This is a genomic window from Candidatus Binatia bacterium (assembly GCA_029243485.1).
GTDB lineage: Bacteria > Desulfobacterota > Binatia > UBA12015 > UBA12015 > VGTG01.
Genome location: JAQWRY010000085.1, coordinates 88,071 through 109,833, shown reverse-complemented (window position 1 = coordinate 109,833; position 21,763 = coordinate 88,071). Strand labels below are relative to the sequence as shown.

The following is a 21,763-nucleotide window of genomic DNA, read 5'->3' as shown; positions in this document are numbered from 1 at the left end:
CGTGCAGTTCGCTCTCCGTCTGAACGTCCCGGTCGGTCTGCTCCAGAGCCCGTGCCGTCGCCGTGAGCACGCCGGGCGACGCTGGCTTCAGATACTCGACCTGGAGAGAAGTATGCATGACAAACGTGCCCTCGGGGAGGACGGCGAGGGCGGCGAGTCCGGTTGATGAGTCGAGCATCGCCGAGAGCATGCCACCGGCGATGGTGCCGATCCTGTTGGTGAACTCGGGCTGGGCTTCGTACCGGACCTCGATCTCTCGGAGACCGGGATCCGTACGGACCACGCTGGTGCCGATGAGCTTGCCGAAGCTGGATTGCCGCTGGAGGTCCTCGCGCATGAGGTCGGGATCTCATCGATGGCGGGAGTCTTCAACTGGGTGCCGCCCTGGCCGTTCGAGGTCGACCAATACACTGAGTCAGGTCAGCGGTGAACGAGTCTCGCAACGCTTCTCAGGAGGTCGTGGCGATCGTCCATGTCGAAGTTGATCGCCCCGAGCACGCCTGCGGTTGTCCTTCTCGTGGAGAGCGCGACTCGGTGCCCGACGAGAACGGCCTCGTGATGCGTCACGACGCATCGTGGCGGCTGATCAACATCGACCAGGTGCATTGGGTTCATGTCGAGACGAACGCGGGGCAGATGGCGTGTTGATGAGCGTGGTGGTGTGAGGTGGCGTGCGCGTGGCCGGTGAGATGGATGTCGGTGAGTCAGCGGTGGCGCAGGCGTCGTCACCGCGCAACTGCACTCACCCCCGGTGTGAGTAGGGAAGAAAATCTGCCCAATTTTGCGCGGTTCTGCCGGAGAGCGATCTGAAAAACCGTTGTGTTTCCGGACTTCACTTCGGTTTCAAATCCCGTCGGGGTCGCCTACTTTCGCTTGGCTTTCTCCGCTTGCTCACCCCGAAAGGGCGGTTCGGGGGGGGGGGGAACAACGGTTCGTTTGCAGAGGCGATGCGTATCTCGTCGGCGTGCCCCTCCCCGCCGTCGATGGCGGCCTGTTCGGGTTCAGCTATGACAAATGTAGAAAGCCTAAGGGGCAATATCATGACTTACGATCTCATCATTCGCCGAGGCCTCATTGTAGACGGAACGGGCGCCGAGCCCTTCATTGGAGATGTCGCCATCAACGGTGACACGATCGTGGCGATCGGGGTCGTCGACGGTAAGGGGGCACGCGAGATTGATGCCGAGGGCCATGCGGTGACGCCGGGCTTCGTCGACCTTCACACGCATCTCGACGCGCAGGTGGGATGGGATCCGGCACTTACGCCTGTCGTCTGGCACGGTGTGACGACGGCGCTGCTCGGCAACTGCGGTGTGACGTTTGCGCCCTGCAAGCCGGAAGATCGAGAAGTGCTCGCAGGCATGATGGAATCGGTGGAGGACATCCCGAGCGAAACCATCCTCAAGGGATTGCCCTGGAATTGGGAAAGCTACGGCGAGTATCTCGACTCGCTCGAAACGCTCGCTCCGGCCATCAACGTAGCCGGCATGGTGGGCCATTGTGCGATCCGGACGTACGTCATGGGCGAACGTGGCGTCGACGAGGAACCGACACAAGACGAGATCGGGCAGATGGCGGCGTTGGCCGGAAAATCGGTCGCAGAGGGTGCGATTGGATTCTCGAGTAGCCGGCTGTTGGCCCACCGCATGCCCGACGGCCGAAGCATCCCCGGCACCTTCGCCAAGACCGAAGAGATGGTCGCCATCGCCAAGGCGGTCGGTGAGAACAACGGCCTGGTGCAGAACGTTCTCGAGTACACGCGATTCGAATCCGAAATGGAGATCCTCCGCCAACAAGCACTGGCGGCCCAGAGCCGGACCATCTTCACAGCGCCCCATATTCCCGGCCCAGATGGCAAGGCGAGTGCCTATGCGCATTATGTAGAGGGGATGCGAGCCGAAGGACTCGACGTCACGGCCCTGACTTTGCCGCGTGCGGGCGGATTCTTGTCCGGTCTCAAGACCAACATCACGGTCATGCCGCCCGACGAGTTCATTCCAGGGTCCATGACGCCGGCATGGCGCGCACTCCTCAAGCTCGACTTCCCAGCTCGACTCGCCACCATTCGAGACGAGGCGTCTCGCGCAACGCTGGTCGAGCAAGCCAAGCAGTCAAAGGGCGTCGCGTTCTTTGCGCCCAACTTCTTCTGGCTGGGCGATGGGGAATCGCCGATTTACGACAAGAGCCAGGGCGAGAGTCTTCCCGAGCTCGCCAAGGCCGCGGGGGAGCATCCGGCCGAAACCTGGCTGCGCATGATGCTTGAGAGTGATGGGGAGGCACTCTTTCACGTCCGCTTCTTCAATCATGACTACGCGGCGGTGGAAGAGTTCCTCCAGAACGAATGGGTATTGCCGAGCCTCGGCGATGCGGGCGCGCACCTCACCCAGATCATCGATGCCGGCTGGCCGACTTTTTTTCTTGCGCATTGGCATCGCGAGAAGGGCACCTTCACTCTGGCCGAGGCGATTCGCCTGCTGACGAGCGCACAGGCCCGCATCCTGGGCTTTGGCGATCGCGGCACGCTGGCGGTCGGAATGCGAGCCGATGTCAACGTAATCGACATTGATCGCGTTGTGGAGGGACAACCCACGTTGGTGACCGACTTCCCAGGTGACGTGCCACGATTGATTCAGAAGGCGCAGGGATACCGTGCGACGATCTGCAACGGGAATGTGATCGTGTCCGAGGGGGAGCTGACCGGCGAGCGAGCCGGCAAGGTCTTGCGGAACAATGCCGTATCAGCGGCTCCCTGACAGCAAGAGCGGTCGAGACGTGTGGGAAGTCAGCCGACTTCGAGTTTGGAATGTGTGGAGCCAAGTAAAATGCGTCGAATGGTAATCACTTTGTGATTGGGGGCCTTAACACATCCGATGCGCGAATCGGCCAGCAGGGCCGTCAGGACAGAGGAGGAAGAATCGGAATACTACGGTTCTCTGGCCTCGCCATCATCAGTTGAACGTCCCCTATGTAGCGTTCCTCGAAGCCGCCCTCGCAGTAGCAGAGGTAGAACTCCCACATTCGGATGAACTCTTCGGAGAAACCGAGCTGGCGCACGTCGTCCAGGTTGTCGAGAAAGCTGGAACGCCAGCGGCGCAATGTTTCGGCGTAATGCGGTGTCAGGTCCTCGAGGTGCACGAGCTTCATCGAGCTGGCGCGCGTCGCGGATTGCAGCAACGCCGAGACCGAGGGGATGCAACTTCCCGGAAAGATGTACCGCTTGATGAAGTCGACGGTTTCTTTCGCACGATCGAACGCTTGGTCCTGAATGGTAATCACCTGGAGGAGGGCCATCCCATCGGGCGTGAGGAGAGAGTCGACCTGCTCGAAGAAGGCGTCGTAGTATTCGGCGCCCACCGCCTCCAGCATCTCGATCGACACGACACGGTCGAAGGTACCTTCGAGCGAGCGGTAGTCGCGGCAGAGGACCTGCACGCGATCTGCGAGCCCTTGCTCCTGCACGCGGCGGCAGGCCCGTTCATGTTGTTCGTGGGACAGGGTGGTGGTCACGACGCGGCAGCCGTACTCGCGAGCGGCGTGGACTGCCAGCGCTCCCCATCCGGTACCGATCTCGAGGAGCTGATGGTCGGGGCGTAGGCCGAGCTTGCGACACGCCCGATCGATCTTAGAGACGCTGGCCTCTTCGAGTGTTGCTTCGGGCTGCTCGAAGATACCGCACGAGTAGCTGAGTGTCGGATCCAAGAAGAGCTCGAAGAACTCGGTTCCGAGATCGTAGTGCGCGACAATATTTCTGCGAGCGCCCACGAGGGTGTTGCGCCGCAAGAAATGAAGGAACCGGTTCAGCGGCGCTCGGAGTCCGGTGCCCGCCGGCTCGATGTCTTTCCAGGCGTCCCGGTTCACCAACATCAGTCGAATGAGTGCGGTCAAGTCGGGGCTGTGCCACTCGCCGCGCATGTAGGACTCGGCTGCCCCGAGCGAACCGTGGAGCCCGAGGGCGCGGTAGAACGCGTCGTCGTAGACCCGCACGCTTGCATTCGGCGCCAGTCCCGCTCCACGAAATTCGTGGGTCCCCTGGCTGTCCTCGATCGTCAGGCACCCTTGCTGGAGCTCGCGGAGTTGCCGGAGGACGAGGCTTCTCGCCCACTTCGATGGAATCCCCAGGACGGTCGACGGATGTCGGGAAAGCGTCTCTGTTCGCTGCGGGGTGGCCGGGTTCATCGTTTCCTCCAAAGGCTCCATGCGTTTGTCGGGTGATCGAAGAAGGGTGCCCTTTTGAGCTTCAACCTCAGCGCTTCAAGATAGATCGCTCCTACCACCTGGCAGGTCATGAGCGGATATCGAACGAGCATCCTCGCGAGCGTCCCGGTGGTGATCTCTCGACGATCGAGTGCCATCGTCGCGTCGAAGACGACCGCGCCGTCGCGGCGATTCTTCATATGGCTCGTGATGTTCTGGGCAGGCTCGCCGAGGAACCACTCGTATTCGTGGTCCATTCCCAGGAACGGGGAGACATGGAAGCTTTTGGCGAAGCGAAAGAGCCAGCTCGAGCCGCGGTGCTCGCCGTCGTCGACGTCCAGCACGTAGCAGTGGCGTTCTCCCCACGGGGTATTGTGGACCTCGGCGACGACGCACTCGACTTCACGACCGGAAGGATCGAAGCAGTAGTAGAAGCTAACGGGATTGAAGCAGTACCCGAAGTAGCGCAGGTGGGTGAGAATTCGGATGGGGCCCGTCAACTCGCGTTCGGTCTTCTCGCGGACGAGGCGGCGGATCTCAACGTCCAGAGGCACGGCGGGGTCGCCGTAGTGATCGGCTCGATGAAACGAAGCCAGCGCTCGACGTTCGACCCCCCAACACCATCGAAGAGCGAACAGCTCCGGTATCTCCTCGAGATCGAGGTAGGCGAGAAAGATCCGGTACCGAAACCGATGCTCGACCGGCTCGAGGCGCCGATGGCCAATCCAGCCCTCGTACAGACAGCTCGCCGTTGCGCCCATCGTCACAGCCTCAACTCGCGAAGCGGGAGATCTGGCTGGCGTGCTCGATGTCGTCGAGTACGGCGATCGCGCTCACGACCCCGTCTTCGTGAAATCCGTGGCGCCAGTAGGCTCCGCAGTAATGCGTACGATTCACCCCGCTGATCTCCGCCTTCTGCTTCTGTGCAGCGATCCCGGCCCGCGTGAACAGCGGATGTTGGTAGTGGATCTCGCGCTGGATCCGCTCCGGGCGGATTTTGAACGTCGGGTTCAAGGTGACGCAGATCTGTTCGTTCGACTGCAGGCCCTGGAGCCGGTTCATCCAGTAGGTGAGGGCCACTGGTCGGGAGCGGTCGGGTGGCACGAGGTAATTCCAGCTCGCCCATGCACGTTGGTTTCGCGGCAGGGCGCGTTCGTCGGTGTGCAGGACGGCGAGGTTTCGCTGGTAGGGCAGGGCTCCGAGGATTTGTCGCTCCGAACGACTTGGGTCCGCCAGCAGGGTGAGCGCTTGATCGCTGTGGATCGCGAATACGACCTCGTCGAAGATCTCCGCCGGGGTGCCGTCGAATTCGAGCCGAACGTGTCCCGGCAATCGCACGACGCGTAGCACGGGACACCGGGTCCGGATGCGGTCGGCGAAGCTGCGGGTGAGCGGCCGCACGTACTCTTGGGAGCCGCCCCGGATCGTTCGCCATTTTGGCCGTCCGACCAGGTCGAGAAAGCCGTGGTTCTCGAAGAAGCGAATGAAGGAGTGGGCCGGGAAACGCTTCATCTCCTCTGCCGGCGTCGACCAGATGGCGGCACCGAGCGGCAGGAGAAACTGATGCACGAAGCTCTCGGAGTACCCCGACGACAAGAGGTACTCTCCGAGTGTGAGATCGCGATGGTCTTCGAGAAACCGTCGGCCCTCCCGGTTGAAGCGCAGGACGTCGCGTAGCATCGCGAGAAAGGAGGGTCGCAAAAGGTTGCGACGCTGCGCGAACAGCGAATTGATTGTGTCGCCAGACCATTCGAGCCCGCTCTGTCGACAGCTCAGCGAGAAGCTCATGTTCGTCTCGCGCGAGGGGACATCGAGTTCGTCGAGGAGCTTGCAGAAGTTCGGGTAGGTGCGCTCGTTGAAGACTATGAAGCCCGTGTCGACGGGAAGCGTCCCCTCGGCTGTCCGAACTTGGGTGGTATGGGTGTGTCCGCCGATCCGATCGTCGGCCTCGAAAACGTGAAGATCGTGATGTTCCGCCAGGCCACGGGCGACGGTGAGGCCCGAGATCCCCGTCCCGATGATGGCGATCTTCACGTGAGGTCCTCGACCGTCGATCTCATCGGGTGCGGTGGCCTAGCAGGGTGTGCGAGACGAACCACTCTTCACCGCCGCGGAATCGAAACAGCTCTTCGCAGGCCATGAAGAAGAGTCGCCACCGGCCGTGCCAGACGGAGCCCTGATCCGCGCCGTAGCACTGCTCGAGGATCGGCAGGATCCGGTCTCGCCGGTGGTCGAGATTGTCGAGCCAGGCGCGGGCGGTATCGGCGTAGTGCATGCCGCTCACGCGCCACTGATCCTGCGTCACGAGGTCGTGGTCGAACGAAGGGAGCGTGTCCACGCTGGGCATGATCCCGCCGGTAAAGAAGAAGCGTCCCATCCAATCGTCGTCTCGCTCGGTCTCGTACGGATACGCGAGCTCTCGGTGGCAGAAGGTGTGCACGAGTGCGCGGCCGTCGGGGCGAAGCCACATGGCGACGCGCGCCAGTAGCGCGTCCCAATTTCGCATGTGCTCGAACATTTCGACTGAGACGACCCGGTCGAAACGCAGCTCGGTGTCGAATGAGTTGATGTCGGCCGTTTCGACGCGGACGGAACGAAGCCCCCGCTCCGCGGCGGTGGCTTCGATTGATTCCCGCTGGCTGCGCGAGTTCGAGAGCGCGACAACGGTTACATTAGGATACTTCTCGGCAATCCAGAGGGTAAGCGCGCCCCAGCCGCAGCCGAGGTCGAACACGTCCATGCCGTCTTCGATCCCTGCACGCTGGCAAGTGAGGGCGAGCATCGCCTCCTCTGCCGCGGTGAGGTCTGCCACCCCGTCTGGCCAATACCCGGAGCTGTACTTGCGTCGGTCTCCGAGGACCTCGCTGTAGAAGGCTGCGGGGACCTCATAGTGCTGGGCGTTCGCGCGCTCGGTCGCAACGGCAATCGGTCCGACAGCCAGCGAACGATGGAACTCCACCTGGCGACGCTGGAGACCGTCGCCTCCCGCACCGTATTCGTCCGCGAGTCGCGTATGGAGCAGTCGGCGGATGGCCGCGCGAATCATCGCGTCGGGAACCCAGCCGCGTTCCGCGAGGCGTTGCCCGACCGTAGATCGGGTCGCCGGGCTGTCGTACGTCGCTGTCTTCGTCATCGGAGACTCCACGTTTCCAATGAATAGACGCTTTGAATGGTTCGCCAAGGAAAAAAATGTCCATCTTGACGACCGAGTTGGACGAGTAAGGCGGATCCAACTCGAAGAGGACCGGCGCCGCGACGGTCCGCGCTACGGGTTGGAGTCGGGCTCCCGCGAGCATGGTGGTCGGGGGAAGAGCGCGGAGGTGCGTTCTGCGTATTCTGCATACCCCGGCCTCGAGCGCTTGAGCCCGCGCTCGAGTATGCGCGCGCCGGACACGCGAATCTGAGCTGGATTGCAGATTCAGCGCCCGAAGAGTGGATCAAACTGATCCGGCGAGCCGACGCCGAGTATGCCCGTCGCGAACGCACGGATCACCGACTTAGGGGCACGTGCGGGGCGCAGATTCCGAGGCGGGCGCAGCGAATCGACCAGTCCGGACGATGCTCGACGAGGAGGCTCCGAGCTCTTCGAGCTGCGCGTTGGTCCCGGGGTGCCGGCTCCCGTGGCCCACCAGAATCATCGCGCCGTCCTTTCCCATGGAAGCTAGCTAGAGGATCTATGCCTCTGTGAAAGTACCGAAATGCAGAGAGTGCACCCTTGCCAGCTGGTCGAGAGGGCGTAGCTGTGGGGTGACTCCAGAGGACGTGTCGAGCATGGCTCTCTCTCTCGCAACGACATCCGAACGATGTTCACCGCGGCACTCGCGACGGCGGCATTCGCGTCGTGAACCGGGGGTATGATCCGCCGGGCCAAGAGTGGCGCGAAGCGGTTGGTCGGGCTTACCCGCAGGGAGATCCCGCGGTGGCGAGTCTGAAGGTGAGCTTCTTCGGACCGGTCTACGGCGGCTATCGCGTGATCTCGCTGGATGAGGATTGCCGCGCTGCCATCGTCGCGGAACCGAATGGCGCCCACCTCTGCTTCCGGCCCAGGACATCGGCCGCTGTCCTGCCATCGAACGCGAGAGTGTGATGTGTCAAGTAGCGTGAGACACTTTTGCTTTGTTGCTGCGTAGCTTCTCTCGAACCGCTTCGTAGGGCGTTGCGCCGCGGAATGCGCCGCGCGGTCGGTGGTAGTTGTAGAAGTTCTCCCACTCCTCGAGCTTGTTTTCGAGATCGACGTCGTCTTTGTACGTAAGCAGCTGATAGAATTCTTGCTTGTCGGTTCGGTGTGAGCGTTCGATCTTGCCATTGAGTTGGGGCGTGCGTGGCTTGATGTAGGCGTGCTCAATTCCGCGATCCGCCAGGTGCCAGTGAAACAGCCCCTGGAACTCCTGTCCGCGATCGGTGCGCACCATGTTGATGCGAAACGGAAACTTCTCGACGACGTAGCCCATGAAGGCGATCGCGTTCTGCTGGGTGTGGCGGGTGTAGTCCTTGAGCGCACGAATGCGGGTCGCGTCGTCGATCGCGGTGTATTGGAAGCGCCCCACAGGCTTCCCCCGCTTCCTCTTCAGGGTCAAAAACGTAACGTCTACCTGCACATGATGGCCCGGCACCTGCTTTTCGTAGCGATGGGTATGAATCGCGCGTCGCCCGACTCGGGCGGAGCCGTGCGAGGGACCAGACGCACTCTTTGCGGTCGCTCTTGGTCACTGTGACGCCGGCGTCCTCATTGTCTCGCGGTGGCAGGGCCTTCGGGTCGTGAACGCGTTCTATGCCGGAGGGACCGAAGAGTTCATCACTGTGGAGGGGGGCTCGGACTTCGTAGACGGTGGACACAACGGTGGTGGGTCTTGGCCGGTGGATGTCGAGTGCGATAGCGCGGGCTTCACTGTGGTGGTCTGTCAGTCCCGCCGATAGCGGGCGCTCGGTCTGCGCGGCGCCCGGGCCGAAGGCGCGCTCCCAATGACCAGCGTGTGCCGAGGGCCCTTCTGCACGTTCCCGCGTGCAAAGACGCTGCGCGACTCCGTCGACAGGCCGCATTTCGAGAGTGACTTCTCGAACGCAGGGCTCGGGGCGGCAGACCAGATCACGAGCACGCCTCCCGGGGACAGCGCACCCGCCATCTTCGACGCGCCCGCGGGTCCGTAGAGGGCAGCGTTGCCGCGAGCCGTGAAGGCATCCGGCCCATTGTCGACGTCGATCAGGACCGCGTCCCAGCGACCCGTGTCGAGCTGCTCGCGGACGTCGCCCTCGAACAACTCCACCCGCGGGTCCCGGAGGGGGTGGTTCGCGAGAGGGCCCAGCACGCCCTGATTGTAGCCGATCAGGGCCGGGAGCAACTCGGCAACCGTGATGTACGAGTCGTCCCCGAACACTTCGAGCGCCGCACGGCACGTGAACCCCATCCCGAGCCCCCCGATGAGGACCCGGTACGACGGGCGCGCGCCCAGCTTCGCACGGGCGACACGCGCCATCTCCTGCTCGGATCCGTGCATCGCACTCGACATGAGTGTCCTGCCGGCAACGCGCAGTACATGGTGGCCGCCCTCGACGGCGAGCTCGAGTGGCTCGCCGTCGGGTGTGACGGAACGGTCGAGGACCTCGCGCGCTCGCACGCTAGTGCACCGCGGAGTAAAGAACCCCGGCTCCGACGAGTTCGACGACGCAGAAGAATGCGGGCCAGAAGCCCGTGCGCTCGACGGCGAACGACACGATCCGCCCCGCCGCCATGCCGAACAGCGCGACCCCGGCGGTCAGGTAGATACCGGAGCTCCATGCCCCGAAGACGGGGTCGGCGAGGAGAAGCAGCGTTCCGAGACAGACTCCGAATCCGCCGTACACTGCGCGGATCTCGTTGCGGTAGTCCGCCGTTTCGACCCTTGCGCCGAAGAAGGCGACGACGGCTTCCGGGCGGACGAGCGCGCTCACGCCCATGGCCATGAAGAGGATGCCAGTGACCATTGCCTGCGGTGTCATGCAATCGGTGTAATCCAAATTGCGTGCCGATGCTTCTACGCGGGATTGCGACCGTTCCCAAAGGGCGCGAGGCGTTCAATGTCGCGCGGGTAAAGCGTCGGTTGCAGACCGGCTTCGCCCGCGGATCAATTCCGCACGAGGCGCACGACGGCGTCGTTCACGACTCCGGGCGTGAGATTGCCGAACCACACCGTGTTGCCCGGCCCGCGCGCGGGCGCAGACGGATTCAGAATCTCGGTATCGAGGAGGGCAATCGTGGGTTCGCCGGAGAGGTCGCCGCTCGCGCGTACGATCACGGTTCCCGACGGGTTGGCATTTCCGAACCAGGTGCTTCGGCCCGGACCGACCAGGGGCGTATCCGGAATGATGCTCGTTTCGAATCCGGTGCGGGTCGGGTTCCCAAGGCGATCTCCTTCGTACCGAGCCACAGGTTCCCGGCCGGTCCGACGACCGGATACATCGGGCTCTGGGCCGGCGTCTCGAATGCGGACACACGGAGCGAGGCCGCTTCCGCCCAGGGCCGCAACCCGTCGCGAGAACGCAGCGGATGGCTGTCCGCCCTCGGAACGGATGTGGTGTCGTTGTCGGCACAGGGTCGTCTCGTCTGAGGGATCACCGGGAGAGGCGACCAGAAACTTATGTCGGGTCAGAGGGAGCCCAGGAACCGAAGCAGGGCGGCGCGACGCTCGGCATCGAGTGCGGCGACATGGTTGCGGGCCGCAGCGGCCTCGCCGCCGTGCCAGAGAATGGCCTCCAAGAGGTTCCGGGCGCGGCCGTCGTGTAGGAAGCGCGTGTGGCCGGCGACGGCAGAGGTTCGTCCGATCCCCCACAACGGAGCCGTTCGCCACTCCCGCCCAATCGCAGGGTCGGGCTCGGCGAGGCCCTCGCCCATGTCGTGCAGCAAGAGGTCCGTGAACGGATGGATGACCTGGCTGCGCAAGGCTGGATGAGGGCCGTTGGCTGCGGTCAGGAGCGTCGGCGTGTGGCATGCTGCACAGCCGGCCTCGAGGAAGGTCTCGAAGCCAAGTTCCACCTCGGGGTCGTCGGTGTCCAGCCGCATGGGGACACCCAAGGTGCCAACGTAGGTGGTCACGTCGGTGAGGTCCGCGTCGCTCAGTTCGATCGATCCGAGCGGCGCCGGGGCCGCAGGGGTCTCGTCGTCGACGGCGAAGACCGGTGTCGTGACGCCCATGTCTCGTAGGTACGCGCGGGCAACCTGTCCCCGGAGGCTAGCGGCCCCGGCTTTCCATCCGAAGCGACCCAGCGCCGTCTCGCCCGTGACGTCGTCGATGACGATGCGAGCGCGGCCTGAGATGCCATCGCCGTTCCCGTCGTTCTGGTCTGCCATCTGCGCGAGCACCGAATCCGGTACGGCTTCGAGAAGCCCGAGGCCGACGAGCCGAGGCGCGACACGGAGCGCCGTGACGTCGGCGGGGCCGAACGCGAGATCGAGGAGTTGCGCCGAAGGCGACACCAACTCGTAGGGCGTTCCGTCCGCGAGGGCCCCCGGAGCCGACGTCCACGTGACCGCGAGCCGACCTTCGCGTGTGGAACCCGGGATACTTCGTCGTTGCAGTTGCGAGCCATACGCCGAGTGCGGCGCGCCGGTCCTCCGCACGCCTACGGTCAAACCGGCGCGCTCGTCGGCTGGGTTCTCCGGGGGGGCGGCAGAGCCATCTCTCACGTGACACTCGGCACAAGAGGCGGCGTCGTACCGCGGGCCGAGTTCGGGGGCGGCTTCTGCCTCGAGGTCGCGGTCAAAGAGCTGCTTTCCGCGCAGGAAGGTCACAAGACCGTCGTGGTCCAGGTTTCGCGCGGCCTGGGCGAACGCCCATTGCGGCTCTGAAATGACGTAGACGGACGTCGCGTCGCCGGGCCGCGAGAACGCAAGATCGACGACTTCGGTGAGCCCGCGTTCGCCCATCCGGTGTCGGAAGATGGCCGTGTAGTACTGCCCGTTGCTGCCGCTGTGCACCGGTTGGCTCTGCACGCGGCGAATCGTGAACTCGAGATCGACGAGCTCGCCCGGAGCGAGGTCGCGATCGAGCACCTCGTTTCGCTCTTGCCGCCAGTGCCAGGTCCGCACACCCGTTTGTGGGTCGTCGTACGCCAGCATCCGCGCGGCGACGCGGTAGTCGGCGCGCACCTCGCGAGACCGTTCGTGGGGGCGTGAGGGGTTCTGATCGAAGAGCTTGATGTCGACGAACTCGGCCTCGTCGGCGACGGCAACCGTCACGTCGAGGGCGTCTCCGAAATCGAGGAGAAGCACCGCAAACGTGCTCGCTTCGAAGTAGCCGGCGATGAACGGCTCGAACCGAAGTTCGTTCTCGTGGCGGTCGCGGAATCGGCCCGCCGTATCCACCAACAACGGCCCCGGTCGCTCTTCAGAACCGTTGCCGACGACCGCGTTGTGCGTGGCGGATCGCAGGTGCAAGGTGTTGGCTCCGTCGGAGATCGGCAGGAAGAAGGAGTACTCGATCGTCTGTCCCGGCTCCGCGTCGAACTCGACGGTCCATTCGTCGCCGTCTCGTGTCAGCTGAACGGACTGCTCGGGGCCACCCGCGAGGCTGTAGGTGGCAGTGGACGAGGCGAGCGGCGTGAACGGGCGAACGCGGAGGGTGGCGCGGCCTCCTGCGAAGGAGACCCCATGGACGTAGTCGGTGAAGGTCAACGGTTCGGGCGCGGTGCCGCCACCCGGGGGCGCCGTCGTCGGCGCCGGTGTGCTGTCCGGCGTGGTTACCGGTGTGGGTGCCGGTGTAGCCGTCGACGTGGGTTCCGGCGTTGGCGTTGCGGCCGGCGTGCCGGTTGGAACCGGCGTCGGGCTGCACCACTTCGCCGCGAATACATGCCGCAACCAGGCGGTGTTGGTGGCGGGACCATTGCGTTCGTAAGTGACGAAGTAGTCGACGACGTCTCCCGCGGAGAGCCCCTCGATGCGGTAGCGCCAACGCGGGCCGACAATGCTCATGCGCAGGTTCAGCTGTGAACCGCCGTTCACCCGGTAATGCACGTCGACGAAGTTCGCTGGGAGGCTCGGCGCCGCGACGAGCACGAGGCGGTCGGGCTCTCGCTCGACGACCGTCAACCGGAGCTCGTCGGTCTTCCAGACTTCCTCGGGTAGGTTGCAGCCGGCGACGGCGGCCACAGTCAGACCAAGGGCGATGTAGAGCGAATTACGCATGGGATCCTCCGCCGATGTCGCACGGAACGAGCGTACGACCTCGGGGCAGTGGGAGAGTCACCGAACTGCCTTGGGGTCCTTCCGTACGTCAATGCGCACCGGGCACAGGCTCTGCGAATTCTGCGCCGCCCGCTGGGGGAATCCCTACTTCAATTCGAGCGCGCAGCAACGGACGCCATCTTCAAATACGGCGACGACGACCTCGCCCGAGTCGCACTCGAGGCGCACGCGCGGTTCGTACGGTGGGCTCTTCTAGAAGTGGCAGGCGCCGAAGGAGATGCCGAACTTCGTCACGGCGACCTTCGTGATCGCGCAGGAGCTGGATGCATCGCTCGTTCCCGAGCCCTCTTCAGCGGCGCGGGCAGGTGCAATGCTCAGACAGATCGTGAGCATCGCTACGACTCCTCCGGGCGTTTCTACCTCCGTGCGGAGTTCGCTGGCGGGTGGGTTCAATCGGAAACCGCCTTTGGACAGCAGTTGGAAGAGCGGCCCCGCTGCGTGATGGCTGCGAGGGCCCATTCATGGATCGATGAACCGACGCCCAAGGAGGACTTCGATGGAGGCAATTCCGATCACCGGCTTCTACTCCGGCATCATGGGATTGATTCTGCTCTGGCTGAGCATCCGGATCGCCGCGACCGTCCGGGCGAAGGCCGAAGTTGGGTTCGGGGACGCAGGCGTTGCCGAGCACACGGTGATCATTCGAGGGCGGGGCAACTTCATCGAGTACGTGCCCACGATCCTGCATTACGTCTAGGCTTCGTTCGACGCGGCGGTCGGAAGCAGGTCGGTGAACACGAAGCCGTCGCGCGTGACGGTCTCACCGACCCGTAGGTCGATCTCGTGATCGAACATCGGCCCGGCGAACGCGAAGCTATGGAACTCACCGTTCTCCCCGCACGGATCCACGCCGGCAGGGAGGGCCGCGAGGAACGCGGCGTCGATCTCCGAGCCACAGAGGGCCTCGGGCATCTGGCGAGGGTCGACACAGGTGATCCGCGCGCGTAGACCGCCGCGGATCATCGTCTGGATGAGAGCGTCGGTCGGTTCGCCCCACAGGGGGAAGAGCGGCTCGATCCCGGTGCCCTCGAGGCGCTCCTCGCGGTATTTCCGAATGTCCTCGAGGTAGAGATCCCCGAAGGCGACGGCCTTGATGCCGGCTCCCTTCGCTCGATCGAGGGCGGATGCCATCGCCGCATCGTACTGCTCGTTGCTGCAACCGATCGGGATGGGGATCTCCTGGAGGGGAAGCCCCGCTGCTGCGGCCTGAGTGGCGAGGAGATCTCGTCGCACCGCGTGCATTGCCACGCGCTCATGGGTGACGTTGACCGTGGTGAGCAGCCCGACGAGTTCGATATCGGGCTGCTGGCGCAGCACGTGGAGGCTCCACGCGCTGTCCTTGCCGCTACTCCACGAGAGCAACACTTTCCGTCGGGCACTCGACATCTGCCCGAAGCTAGGTGCCGAGTGCCCACAGAACAACCGTCAGCGCAGGAAGACGGACCTGAAGGACGACTGGCAAGAGTTGGAGTCCGTCCTGCTGCCCGGCTTCGGCCGCTCGCGAACCATCCGCGAGATCCGCGCTACGACTTCCTCGGCGGTCTTTTGGCGGCCGCTTGGTCGTTGGGGCCGCTCGTCACGCCCTTACGTCTACGCAAGACCGACGAGCCGATCCGCTTCCGTTCGAGCGTGCCCCCGTTCCAGATTCAGCCGGCCTTCGAGTTTCTCGGGCTGTCCTGGGATCCGGCAGTGACTGGGCGCGCGTTCCTCGCCCGTCACGACAGCGGGGGCGGCGATGTGAAGATCTAGGAGACGGACGCCATCCGGAAGGACCGCGTTGGCGGCGCCGAAGGCCTCCTCGCGGACGCCCTGTCGGCTGGATTGCGGCAGCGAGTGAACAGCCTGTCGCGGCGCCTCGGGTACGCCGCCGACTAGCAACGGGTCCGCCCACGACCGTCGAATCACTGGGGGCATCGCGCGCTTGCCAAACGACGGGGGGGCCGCCATTCTCCGCGCCCATGGGTGGGCGCTTGGAAGGACCGGTCGTCGCCTATGGCATCATCGGGTCGGTGGCGTTGGCTTCGGTCGCGATGCTCGGAGCGGCCGGCATCGGGGAGGAGGGGATTCGCCTCGTCATCCGGATCACCGGACGGGTGTCGATGCTCCTCTTCGCGGCCGCCTTCGCCGCCTCCTCGGCGTTCGCGGTCTCGCGCAATGCGACGACGAGGTGGCTGCGCCGCAATCGGCGATATCTCGGTGTCGGCTTCGCCGGGTCGCAGACGATTCATCTCTTGGCGATCGTCGCACTGGCGGCAACGGTCCAGGAGTTCCGTGACGGGGTCGGTGTAGAGACGCTGGTCGTCGGAGGTATGGCGTACGTGTTCACGTTTGCCATGGCGGCAACTTCGTTCGATGCGGCAGTGCGCCGACTCGGGCGCGGTTGGCACCGGCTGCACCTCGTCGGGAGCTGGTGGATCTTCGCGGTCTTCGCCCTCACGATTCTGCCCGACGCCGGCACGAGCGTGGTCGGGGCCGTCTTGTCGGCTGCATTGATCGGGGCGTGGGCGCTTCGGGTGGCCGCGAGACGTGGGGTCCGAGCCGCCGCCGTTGCACCCTGAGGGGCGCAGGCCTCGACGCCCGGCGCCGGCTTCGGTAGCGGAAGACCTCTTCAACTGAGGGAGGTCGAAATCATGGGCGGTCCGTTGAATGGGGTGCGGGTCATCGAACTCGCGGGGATCGGCGCGCTACCGTTTGCGTCGCTCAAGCTGGCGGACATGGGCGCGGAGGTGATCCGGGTGGATCGGCTCTCGGACGTACCCGCGGAACCACAACCTGCGCCACACAATTTCTGGGAGCGTGGGCGCCGATCAATCGCCGCAAACTTGAAGAATCCCGACGCGGTCGAGACCGTCCTTCGGCTCGCGGAAGGCGCCGATGTGTTCCTCGAGTCTTTTCGACCCGGTGTGGTCGAGCGCCTCGGGGTCGGGCCCGACCAGGTCCTCGGTCGGAATCCGGCTATCGTCTACGGCCGCCTCACGGGGTGGGGCCAGGAGGGACCCCTCGCTACGACGGCCGGCCACTCCCTGAATTACGAAGCAATTACGGGTGTAATTCGCGCGATCGGCCCGCGAGGCGGCCCCCCGGTGCCGCTGCTGAACCTCCTCGGCGACTTCGCGGGCGGCGGACTCCACCTGGCCTACGGCGTCGTTTGCGCGCTCCTCGAAGCCAAGACGTCGGGCAAGGGGCAAGTGATCGACGGGGCGATGATCGATGGGGTCATGTCGATCGCGGTCCCGTTCTACGCCATGCACCAGTCTGGCATGCACACCGATAAGCTCGGTGAGAACCTGTTCGACGGCGGCGCCCCCTTCTACAACGTTTATGAGACGAAGGATGGGAAGTACGTGACCGTGGCGCCGATCGAGGGGCACTTCTGGACGCTGTTCCTCCAGAAGGTCGGACTCGATCCCGCGGACTTGCCCGACCAGTACGACCAGAGCCATTGGCCCGAGGTCCGCGACAAGCTCACGGACCTCCTCAAGGGGCGAACAAGAGACGAATGGTGCGAGGTGCTCGAAGGCACAGACGCTTGTTTCACCCCGGTTCTCACGTTCTCCGAGGCGCGTGATCATCCGCATCACCGTGCCCGCGGCACCTTCGTGGAGGGGAGCGAGATGCCCGAGATGGTGCCGACGCCGCGCCTCAGTCGGACTCCGGGAGAGCCGGGAACGTCGCCCGCCTGGCTGGGAGCGGACACTGACGTGGTCCTACGCGAGAGCGGCTTCGCAGAGGAGGAGATCGTGAAGTTGCGCGCTGCGGGTGCCATCGGCTGACACCGGCTCGAGCGCGGAAGCCACCGGGTCTTCGCCTCCGCTTCGAAGCCGAGGCCGGTGTCGCCGCGTGGCGTCATTGAAGGAATCGACTTCTGACACATTGGGGCTCTTGACCGGTCTGCATCATCGCGATTATTATGAAAATGACACCTGTCAAGCTAAAATGCGAGACGATGCGATGAGCACTTCGGCTCGCCGCCCGGTGCAGTTGCGTTCTGAGCGTAGCCGGGCGTCGCGATGCCGTGTCATCGATGCCACGATTGCGTGCATCGCTGGGGATGGGTTCGCCCGCGCCTCGACGACACAGATCGTGAAACGAGTCGGCGTCACCTGGGGGGTTCTGCAGCACCAGTTCGGAGGCAAGGTCGCGACGCTCGAGGCGGTGGTCGACCGCCTTTTGGACAGTGGGGCCGGAATGGACGACGGCCAGAAAGTGCCCGGAGACACAATTCGACAAGACGTCGTCGGGCTCGAACGCGTGCTGTGGCGTGTATTGAAGACGCCGACGTATCGCGCTTTGCTCGGAATCCGGCTCAATGCCCGACACGGCGACGTCGAGGGGGAACTAGGAGATCGCGTCACATAAGGGCTCGGCCGCACGCGCAAGGAGCTGTCGCGCCGCTGGTTCGAAAAGCTTGGGTTTACTCGGGCGCAGAGCCGCGCCGCGCTCGCCGTACTGGTCGCGGGCTTGCGCGGTCTCATCTTAGAGGTAATTACGAGCCGTCGCGCTGGGCGGCTCGACAGGGAACGAAAACTGATCGTCGAAGCCGTGATCCGCGCGCTCGGCGAAGGCGATGGATCCGATCGCAAACGAAAGGGAACTTGATGAGGCTAGTGAGACGAACGGACGCGGGCGATGGCCCGTGGCGTGCGCGCCTGTGGCGTGCGGCACTGGTGGTCGCCCTGTGCGGCGCCGTCGGCTGGAGTGCCGGCGCGCAGGCGCAGAGCGTGAAGGACGCGATCGGAGCCAGTGAGGGCACCAACAAGGAAGCCCAGGCGTCGCAGAAGAAGATCGACGCGATCAGCGACGATACCGACGCGCTTGCCGCCGAGTACCGCGCCGCGATCCAGGAAATCAAAGCACTCCGGGGTTACAACAAGCAGCTCGAGGGCCTGATCGTCTCGCAGGGCCAAGAGATGGAATCGCTCCGCGGCCAGATCGACAACGTGACCGTGGTCGGCCGTCAGGTGATGCCGCTCATGTCGCGCATGCTCGATTCGCTTGATCAGTTCGTCGCGCTCGACGTTCCGTTCCTCCCCGAGGAGCGGGCGGAGCGCATCGCCAACATGAAGGAGATGATGGGTCGCGCGGACGTCACCATCTCCGAGAAGTATCGTCGTATTCTCGAAGGCTACCAGGTCGAGAACGAGTACGGCCGCACGATCGAGGCGTACCGCGGGCCGGTCACCGTCGATGGTGAGGAGATCTCGGTCGACTTCCTGCGCATCGGACGGCTGTCGCTGCTCTATCAGACGCTCGACGGACAGCAGTCGGGGATGTGGGACAACGAGTCAAAGACGTGGGTCCCGCTCGACGACGAGTACCGCAATGCAATCAAGGCTGGCCTTCGCATGGCCCGTAAGCAGTCGGCGCCCGACCTGATCAAGGTCCCGGTCCCCGCCGCTCAGGCCGCAGAGGTGAACGGATGAAACGCGTAATTTGTCTTGGATTGGCGAGCGTACTTCTCGCCGGAACCGGCTGGGTCGCAGAGGCCCAGGAACCGAAGGCCAAGAGCCTATCCGCGCTGCTGAAGCAGGTGCGCGGTCAGCGCGCCAAGGAAAAGGCGGTGAACTCCTCTCGCGAAGCGGAGTTCCGTCAGAAGAAGGCTCAGCAGCAGAGCCTGCTCGCCGATGCGCGCATGAAGCGTGCTGCGGCCGTTGCGAGGAGTGAAGAGCTCGAGGCGGCCTTCGAGCTGAACGAAAACGAGATTCCCGAACTGCAGGAGACTCTGCGGAATCGTCTCGGCACACTCGGTGAGCTGTTCGGCGTCGTCCGTCAGGTTGCGGGTGACACGCGGGGCTTCCTCGAGGGCTCGATCGTCAGCGCGCAGCTGCCCGGTCGCGCCGACCGCCTGGACAAACTCGCCGAGAGCAAGGAGCTTCCGAGCATCGAAGAGCTCGAAGAGCTCTGGTTCGCGCTCCAAGAGGAGATGACGGAGTCCGGGAAGGTCACGCGCTTCCCCGCGGCGGTCGTTTCGGTCGACGGCGATACGACTCAGACCGACGTCGTTCGCGTCGGGCCGTTCAACGTCACGGCGGGAGGCAAGTACCTCCAGTACCTTCCGGAGACGGGCAAGCTCACGGAGCTCGCGCGTCAGCCGAGTGGTCGTCACCTCGATACTGTCGCGAACTTTGAGGGCACGCAGAGCGGTGTCGGCGGCTTCTCGCTCGACCCGTCGCGCGGCACCATCCTGTCGCTCCTGATCGGCACGCCGAGCCTCAGCGAGCGGGTCACCCAGGGTGGTCTCGTCGGCTACGTCATCATTGGCCTCGGCCTCGTAGGCCTCGCCCTCGTAGCGGAGCGGCTCGTGTCGCTCGGCATCGTCGGACGCAAGATCAAGGCGCAGATCGGGCAGGAGAGGGCAGACGAGGGGAACCCTCTCGGACGAATTCTGTCCGTCTACCAGTCGAATCCCAACGCGGATGTCGAAACACTGGAGCTCAAGCTCGACGAAGCGATCTTGAAGGAGACGCCGAGCCTCGAGCGCGGCAACGTGATGATCAAGGTGTTGTCCGCCGTCGCGCCGCTTCTCGGACTGCTCGGTACCGTCACTGGTATGATCGCGACGTTCCAGGCGATCACGCTGTTCGGTACGGGTGATCCCAAGTTGATGGCCGGTGGTATTTCGCAGGCACTCGTCACGACCGTTCTCGGTCTCGTCATGGCGATCCCGCTGTTGCTCCTTCACAGCGTCGTCGCCGGTCGCAGCAAGTCCTTGATCCAGGTGCTGGAGCAGCAGAGCGCCGGCGTCGTCGCCACACATGCGGAGCGGATGCACGGACGAGCTGGGGGGGCCGGTGCGCGCGCTAGCTGATCTCTGGGTAGCCAACCAGGACTTCCTCGAAACCGGAGGAGACGTCCTGGTGGCCATCCTTCTGGCCACGTTCCTGATGTGGCTGCTGATCCTCGAGCGGTATTGGTATTTTCGCACCGCGCACCTGCGCGAAGTGGAAGGTGTACTCGACACTTGGAAGCAGCGGTCGGACCATCACTCGTGGCACGCGCACCAGATCCGGCAATCGCTGATCTCGCGCGTGTCGATCGATGCGAATCGGAACGTCCCGATGATCAAGACTCTCGTTGCGCTGTGCCCTCTATTGGGCCTTCTCGGCACAGTGACGGGCATGATCGAGGTCTTCGACGTCATGGCGGAAGCTGGCAGCGGTAATCCGCGCGCGATGGCTTCGGGTGTTTCCAAGGCAACCGTCCCCACGATGGCGGGCATGGTCGCTGCAATTTCCGGATACATCCCGAGTGTCGCGCTCGAGCGCCGCGTCCAGTCGGAGGTGCAACAGGTCTCCGACCGGTTGTCGCCCGAGGAAGTAACCACATGAGAAAACAAAGAATACGCCACGACGAAGAGACCGAAGTGAACATGACGCCGATGCTGGACGTCGTGTTCATCATGCTGATCTTCTTCATCGTGACCGCTTCGTTCGTGAAGGAGTCCGGCGTCGAAGTGAATCGCCAACAGGCTTCGACGGCTGAGCCGAAGGAGTCGGCGAATCTCTTCATCGCGATCACCGAAAACGGCCAGATCTGGATGGACAAGCGCGTGATCGACGTTCGCGCCGTCCGGGCGAACATCGAGCGCCTCCATGCGGAGAACCCGCAGGGCGCCGTCGTCATCCAGGCCGACAAGAATTCCAAGAATGGGCTTCTCGTCCAGGTTCTGGATGCGGCAAAGGCCGCCGGTGTAGCGAACGTGTCTCTCGCTGCGGACCCCGGTGCGTAAGTGATCCCGCGTTACGCGATCTCCGCGACCGTCGCCCTCCTCATCACGTTTGGGCTCTTCTCGGTCATGCAGCAGTTGGTGGCGAGAGGCAGTGGTGGGCTTTCGGACAAGAAAGAACGCACGGTTTTCGACTTCGTACGCCTCGCGCGACAGGAGAAGACGGAAACCAAGAAGCGTCAGAAACCGGAACGCAAGATTCAGCAGCCGCAGTCGTCGATGCCGATGGCGATCGCCAAGTCGTCGAATCCGGTGAAGCAGGCGATCAAGATTCCGCACGCCGCCTTCCGACCGGAACTGTCGCTCGCAGGCGGGCCGACTCTCGGCGCCGGTGGCGCCGATGCCGACGTCATGCCGCTCGTACGTGTGAATCCACGCTACCCACCTCGTGCGCAGGCGCGCGGGATGGAAGGCTGGGTGTACCTCGAGTTCGCGATCACGCCACAAGGGACGACTACCGATATCGTCGTGCTCGACTCGGACCCCAAGGGGTACTTCGAGCGGTCCGCGGTGAACGCCGTGAAGAAGTACAAGTACAAGCCCCGAGTCGAAGGCGGGAAGGCGATAATGCGTCCTGGCGTGCAGGTCGTGATTTCCTTCGACATTCAGGAATGACCTTGGAGGCA

At 64.1% G+C, this 21,763-nt stretch carries 24 protein-coding genes and 2 pseudogenes; 14 read left to right on the top strand and 12 right to left on the bottom strand.

The window, feature by feature from the left end; all coding sequences use genetic code 11:
• Positions 1–337, bottom strand: a 337-nt coding sequence (locus P8R42_24750; GenBank protein MDG2307800.1) for a PaaI family thioesterase, incomplete at its 3' end; no start/stop codon positions are given.
• Positions 338–426: 89 nt separating this feature from the next.
• Here P8R42_24750 and P8R42_24745 point away from each other — a divergent pair.
• Positions 427–648 carry a hypothetical protein gene (locus P8R42_24745; protein ID MDG2307799.1) on the top strand — a complete coding sequence of 74 codons (222 nt, stop codon included), beginning with the start codon at positions 427–429 and terminating at the stop codon, positions 646–648.
• Between the two features lie 392 nt (positions 649–1,040).
• A complete protein-coding gene (locus tag P8R42_24740) occupies positions 1,041–2,753 on the top strand; it encodes an amidohydrolase family protein (protein ID MDG2307798.1) in 1,713 nt (570 codons plus the stop codon).
• Positions 2,754–2,895: 142 nt separating this feature from the next.
• On the opposite strand, the gene P8R42_24735 is transcribed toward P8R42_24740, so the two are convergent.
• From P8R42_24735 to P8R42_24720, 4 genes are read right to left on the bottom strand one after another with little or no spacing between them, the layout of a single operon-like run.
• Entirely contained in the window at positions 2,896–4,176 is a 1,281-nt protein-coding gene (locus P8R42_24735; GenBank protein MDG2307797.1) for a cyclopropane-fatty-acyl-phospholipid synthase, read from the bottom strand.
• Entirely contained in the window at positions 4,173–4,955 is a 783-nt protein-coding gene (locus P8R42_24730; GenBank protein ID MDG2307796.1) for a DUF1365 domain-containing protein, read from the bottom strand. Before P8R42_24730 ends, P8R42_24735 begins: the two co-directional genes overlap by 4 nt.
• A gap of 10 nt (positions 4,956–4,965) precedes the next feature.
• Positions 4,966–6,228 carry an FAD-dependent oxidoreductase gene (locus tag P8R42_24725; protein ID MDG2307795.1) on the bottom strand — a complete coding sequence of 421 codons (1,263 nt, stop codon included), beginning with the start codon at positions 6,226–6,228 and terminating at the stop codon, positions 4,966–4,968.
• Between the two features lie 22 nt (positions 6,229–6,250).
• Positions 6,251–7,327 (bottom strand): cyclopropane-fatty-acyl-phospholipid synthase, encoded by a 1,077-nt coding sequence (locus tag P8R42_24720; GenBank protein ID MDG2307794.1) that lies wholly within the window; start codon positions 7,325–7,327, stop codon positions 6,251–6,253.
• A 681-nt stretch (positions 7,328–8,008) separates the two neighbouring features.
• Between P8R42_24720 and P8R42_24715 the strand changes: the two are divergent.
• Positions 8,009–8,281: pseudogene (locus P8R42_24715) on the top strand (lipocalin family protein).
• Positions 8,282–8,285: 4 nt separating this feature from the next.
• On the opposite strand, the pseudogene P8R42_24710 reads toward P8R42_24715, so the two are convergent.
• A pseudogene (locus P8R42_24710) lies at positions 8,286–8,840 on the bottom strand (integrase core domain-containing protein).
• A gap of 112 nt (positions 8,841–8,952) precedes the next feature.
• Between P8R42_24710 and P8R42_24705 the strand changes: the two are divergent.
• Positions 8,953–9,111 (top strand): hypothetical protein, encoded by a 159-nt coding sequence (locus P8R42_24705; protein MDG2307793.1) that lies wholly within the window; start codon positions 8,953–8,955, stop codon positions 9,109–9,111.
• On the opposite strand, the gene P8R42_24700 is transcribed toward P8R42_24705, so the two are convergent.
• From P8R42_24700 to P8R42_24680, 5 genes are all read right to left on the bottom strand, one after another.
• Positions 9,096–9,809, bottom strand: coding sequence for a hypothetical protein (locus P8R42_24700; GenBank protein ID MDG2307792.1), 714 nt, complete (start codon positions 9,807–9,809; stop codon positions 9,096–9,098). The two genes, P8R42_24705 and P8R42_24700, sit on opposite strands and share 16 nt — an antisense overlap.
• A 1-nt stretch (position 9,810) precedes the next feature.
• Positions 9,811–10,170 carry a DUF4345 family protein gene (locus tag P8R42_24695; GenBank protein MDG2307791.1) on the bottom strand — a complete coding sequence of 120 codons (360 nt, stop codon included), beginning with the start codon at positions 10,168–10,170 and terminating at the stop codon, positions 9,811–9,813.
• A 125-nt stretch (positions 10,171–10,295) separates the two neighbouring features.
• Positions 10,296–10,598, bottom strand: coding sequence for a hypothetical protein (locus P8R42_24690; GenBank protein MDG2307790.1), 303 nt, complete (start codon positions 10,596–10,598; stop codon positions 10,296–10,298).
• Between the two features lie 218 nt (positions 10,599–10,816).
• The gene (locus tag P8R42_24685; protein MDG2307789.1) at positions 10,817–13,351 is read right to left on the bottom strand and encodes a di-heme oxidoredictase family protein; all 2,535 of its coding nucleotides are present in this window, start codon (positions 13,349–13,351) and stop codon (positions 10,817–10,819) included.
• A gap of 252 nt (positions 13,352–13,603) precedes the next feature.
• A complete protein-coding gene (locus P8R42_24680; GenBank protein MDG2307788.1) occupies positions 13,604–13,870 on the bottom strand; it encodes a hypothetical protein in 267 nt (88 codons plus the stop codon).
• A gap of 37 nt (positions 13,871–13,907) precedes the next feature.
• Between P8R42_24680 and P8R42_24675 the strand changes: the two genes are divergently transcribed.
• Positions 13,908–14,108: an MAPEG family protein gene (locus P8R42_24675; protein MDG2307787.1), complete on the top strand. Its 201-nt coding sequence runs from the start codon at positions 13,908–13,910 to the stop codon at positions 14,106–14,108.
• Here P8R42_24675 and P8R42_24670 read toward each other — a convergent pair.
• The gene (locus P8R42_24670; GenBank protein ID MDG2307786.1) at positions 14,105–14,797 is read right to left on the bottom strand and encodes an adenine nucleotide alpha hydrolase; all 693 of its coding nucleotides are present in this window, start codon (positions 14,795–14,797) and stop codon (positions 14,105–14,107) included. The genes P8R42_24675 and P8R42_24670 overlap by 4 nt on opposite strands.
• Before the next feature lie 21 nt (positions 14,798–14,818).
• On the opposite strand from P8R42_24670, the gene P8R42_24665 reads away from it, so the two are divergent.
• From P8R42_24665 to P8R42_24625, 9 genes are all read left to right on the top strand, one after another.
• Positions 14,819–15,160 (top strand): hypothetical protein, encoded by a 342-nt coding sequence (locus P8R42_24665; protein ID MDG2307785.1) that lies wholly within the window; start codon positions 14,819–14,821, stop codon positions 15,158–15,160.
• Positions 15,161–15,381: 221 nt separating this feature from the next.
• Positions 15,382–15,969, top strand: coding sequence for a hypothetical protein (locus tag P8R42_24660; GenBank protein MDG2307784.1), 588 nt, complete (start codon positions 15,382–15,384; stop codon positions 15,967–15,969).
• Between the two features lie 72 nt (positions 15,970–16,041).
• Complete coding sequence (locus tag P8R42_24655) at positions 16,042–17,184, top strand: CaiB/BaiF CoA-transferase family protein (GenBank protein MDG2307783.1); 1,143 nt, start codon at positions 16,042–16,044, stop codon at positions 17,182–17,184.
• Between the two features lie 178 nt (positions 17,185–17,362).
• Complete coding sequence (locus P8R42_24650; GenBank protein MDG2307782.1) at positions 17,363–17,770, top strand: helix-turn-helix domain containing protein; 408 nt, start codon at positions 17,363–17,365, stop codon at positions 17,768–17,770.
• Between the two features lie 239 nt (positions 17,771–18,009).
• Positions 18,010–18,834: a DUF3450 domain-containing protein gene (locus tag P8R42_24645; protein MDG2307781.1), complete on the top strand. Its 825-nt coding sequence runs from the start codon at positions 18,010–18,012 to the stop codon at positions 18,832–18,834.
• Positions 18,831–20,219: a MotA/TolQ/ExbB proton channel family protein gene (locus P8R42_24640; protein ID MDG2307780.1), complete on the top strand. Its 1,389-nt coding sequence runs from the start codon at positions 18,831–18,833 to the stop codon at positions 20,217–20,219. The genes P8R42_24645 and P8R42_24640 overlap by 4 nt, the downstream gene beginning before the upstream one ends.
• Entirely contained in the window at positions 20,203–20,739 is a 537-nt protein-coding gene (locus tag P8R42_24635) for a MotA/TolQ/ExbB proton channel family protein (GenBank protein MDG2307779.1), read from the top strand. The genes P8R42_24640 and P8R42_24635 overlap by 17 nt, the downstream gene beginning before the upstream one ends.
• The gene (locus P8R42_24630) at positions 20,736–21,140 is read left to right on the top strand and encodes a biopolymer transporter ExbD (protein ID MDG2307778.1); all 405 of its coding nucleotides are present in this window, start codon (positions 20,736–20,738) and stop codon (positions 21,138–21,140) included. Before P8R42_24635 ends, P8R42_24630 begins: the two co-directional genes overlap by 4 nt.
• Positions 21,141–21,752, top strand: a complete 612-nt coding sequence (locus P8R42_24625; GenBank protein MDG2307777.1) for an energy transducer TonB — start codon at positions 21,141–21,143, stop codon at positions 21,750–21,752.
• Positions 21,753–21,763 lie beyond the last annotated feature (11 nt).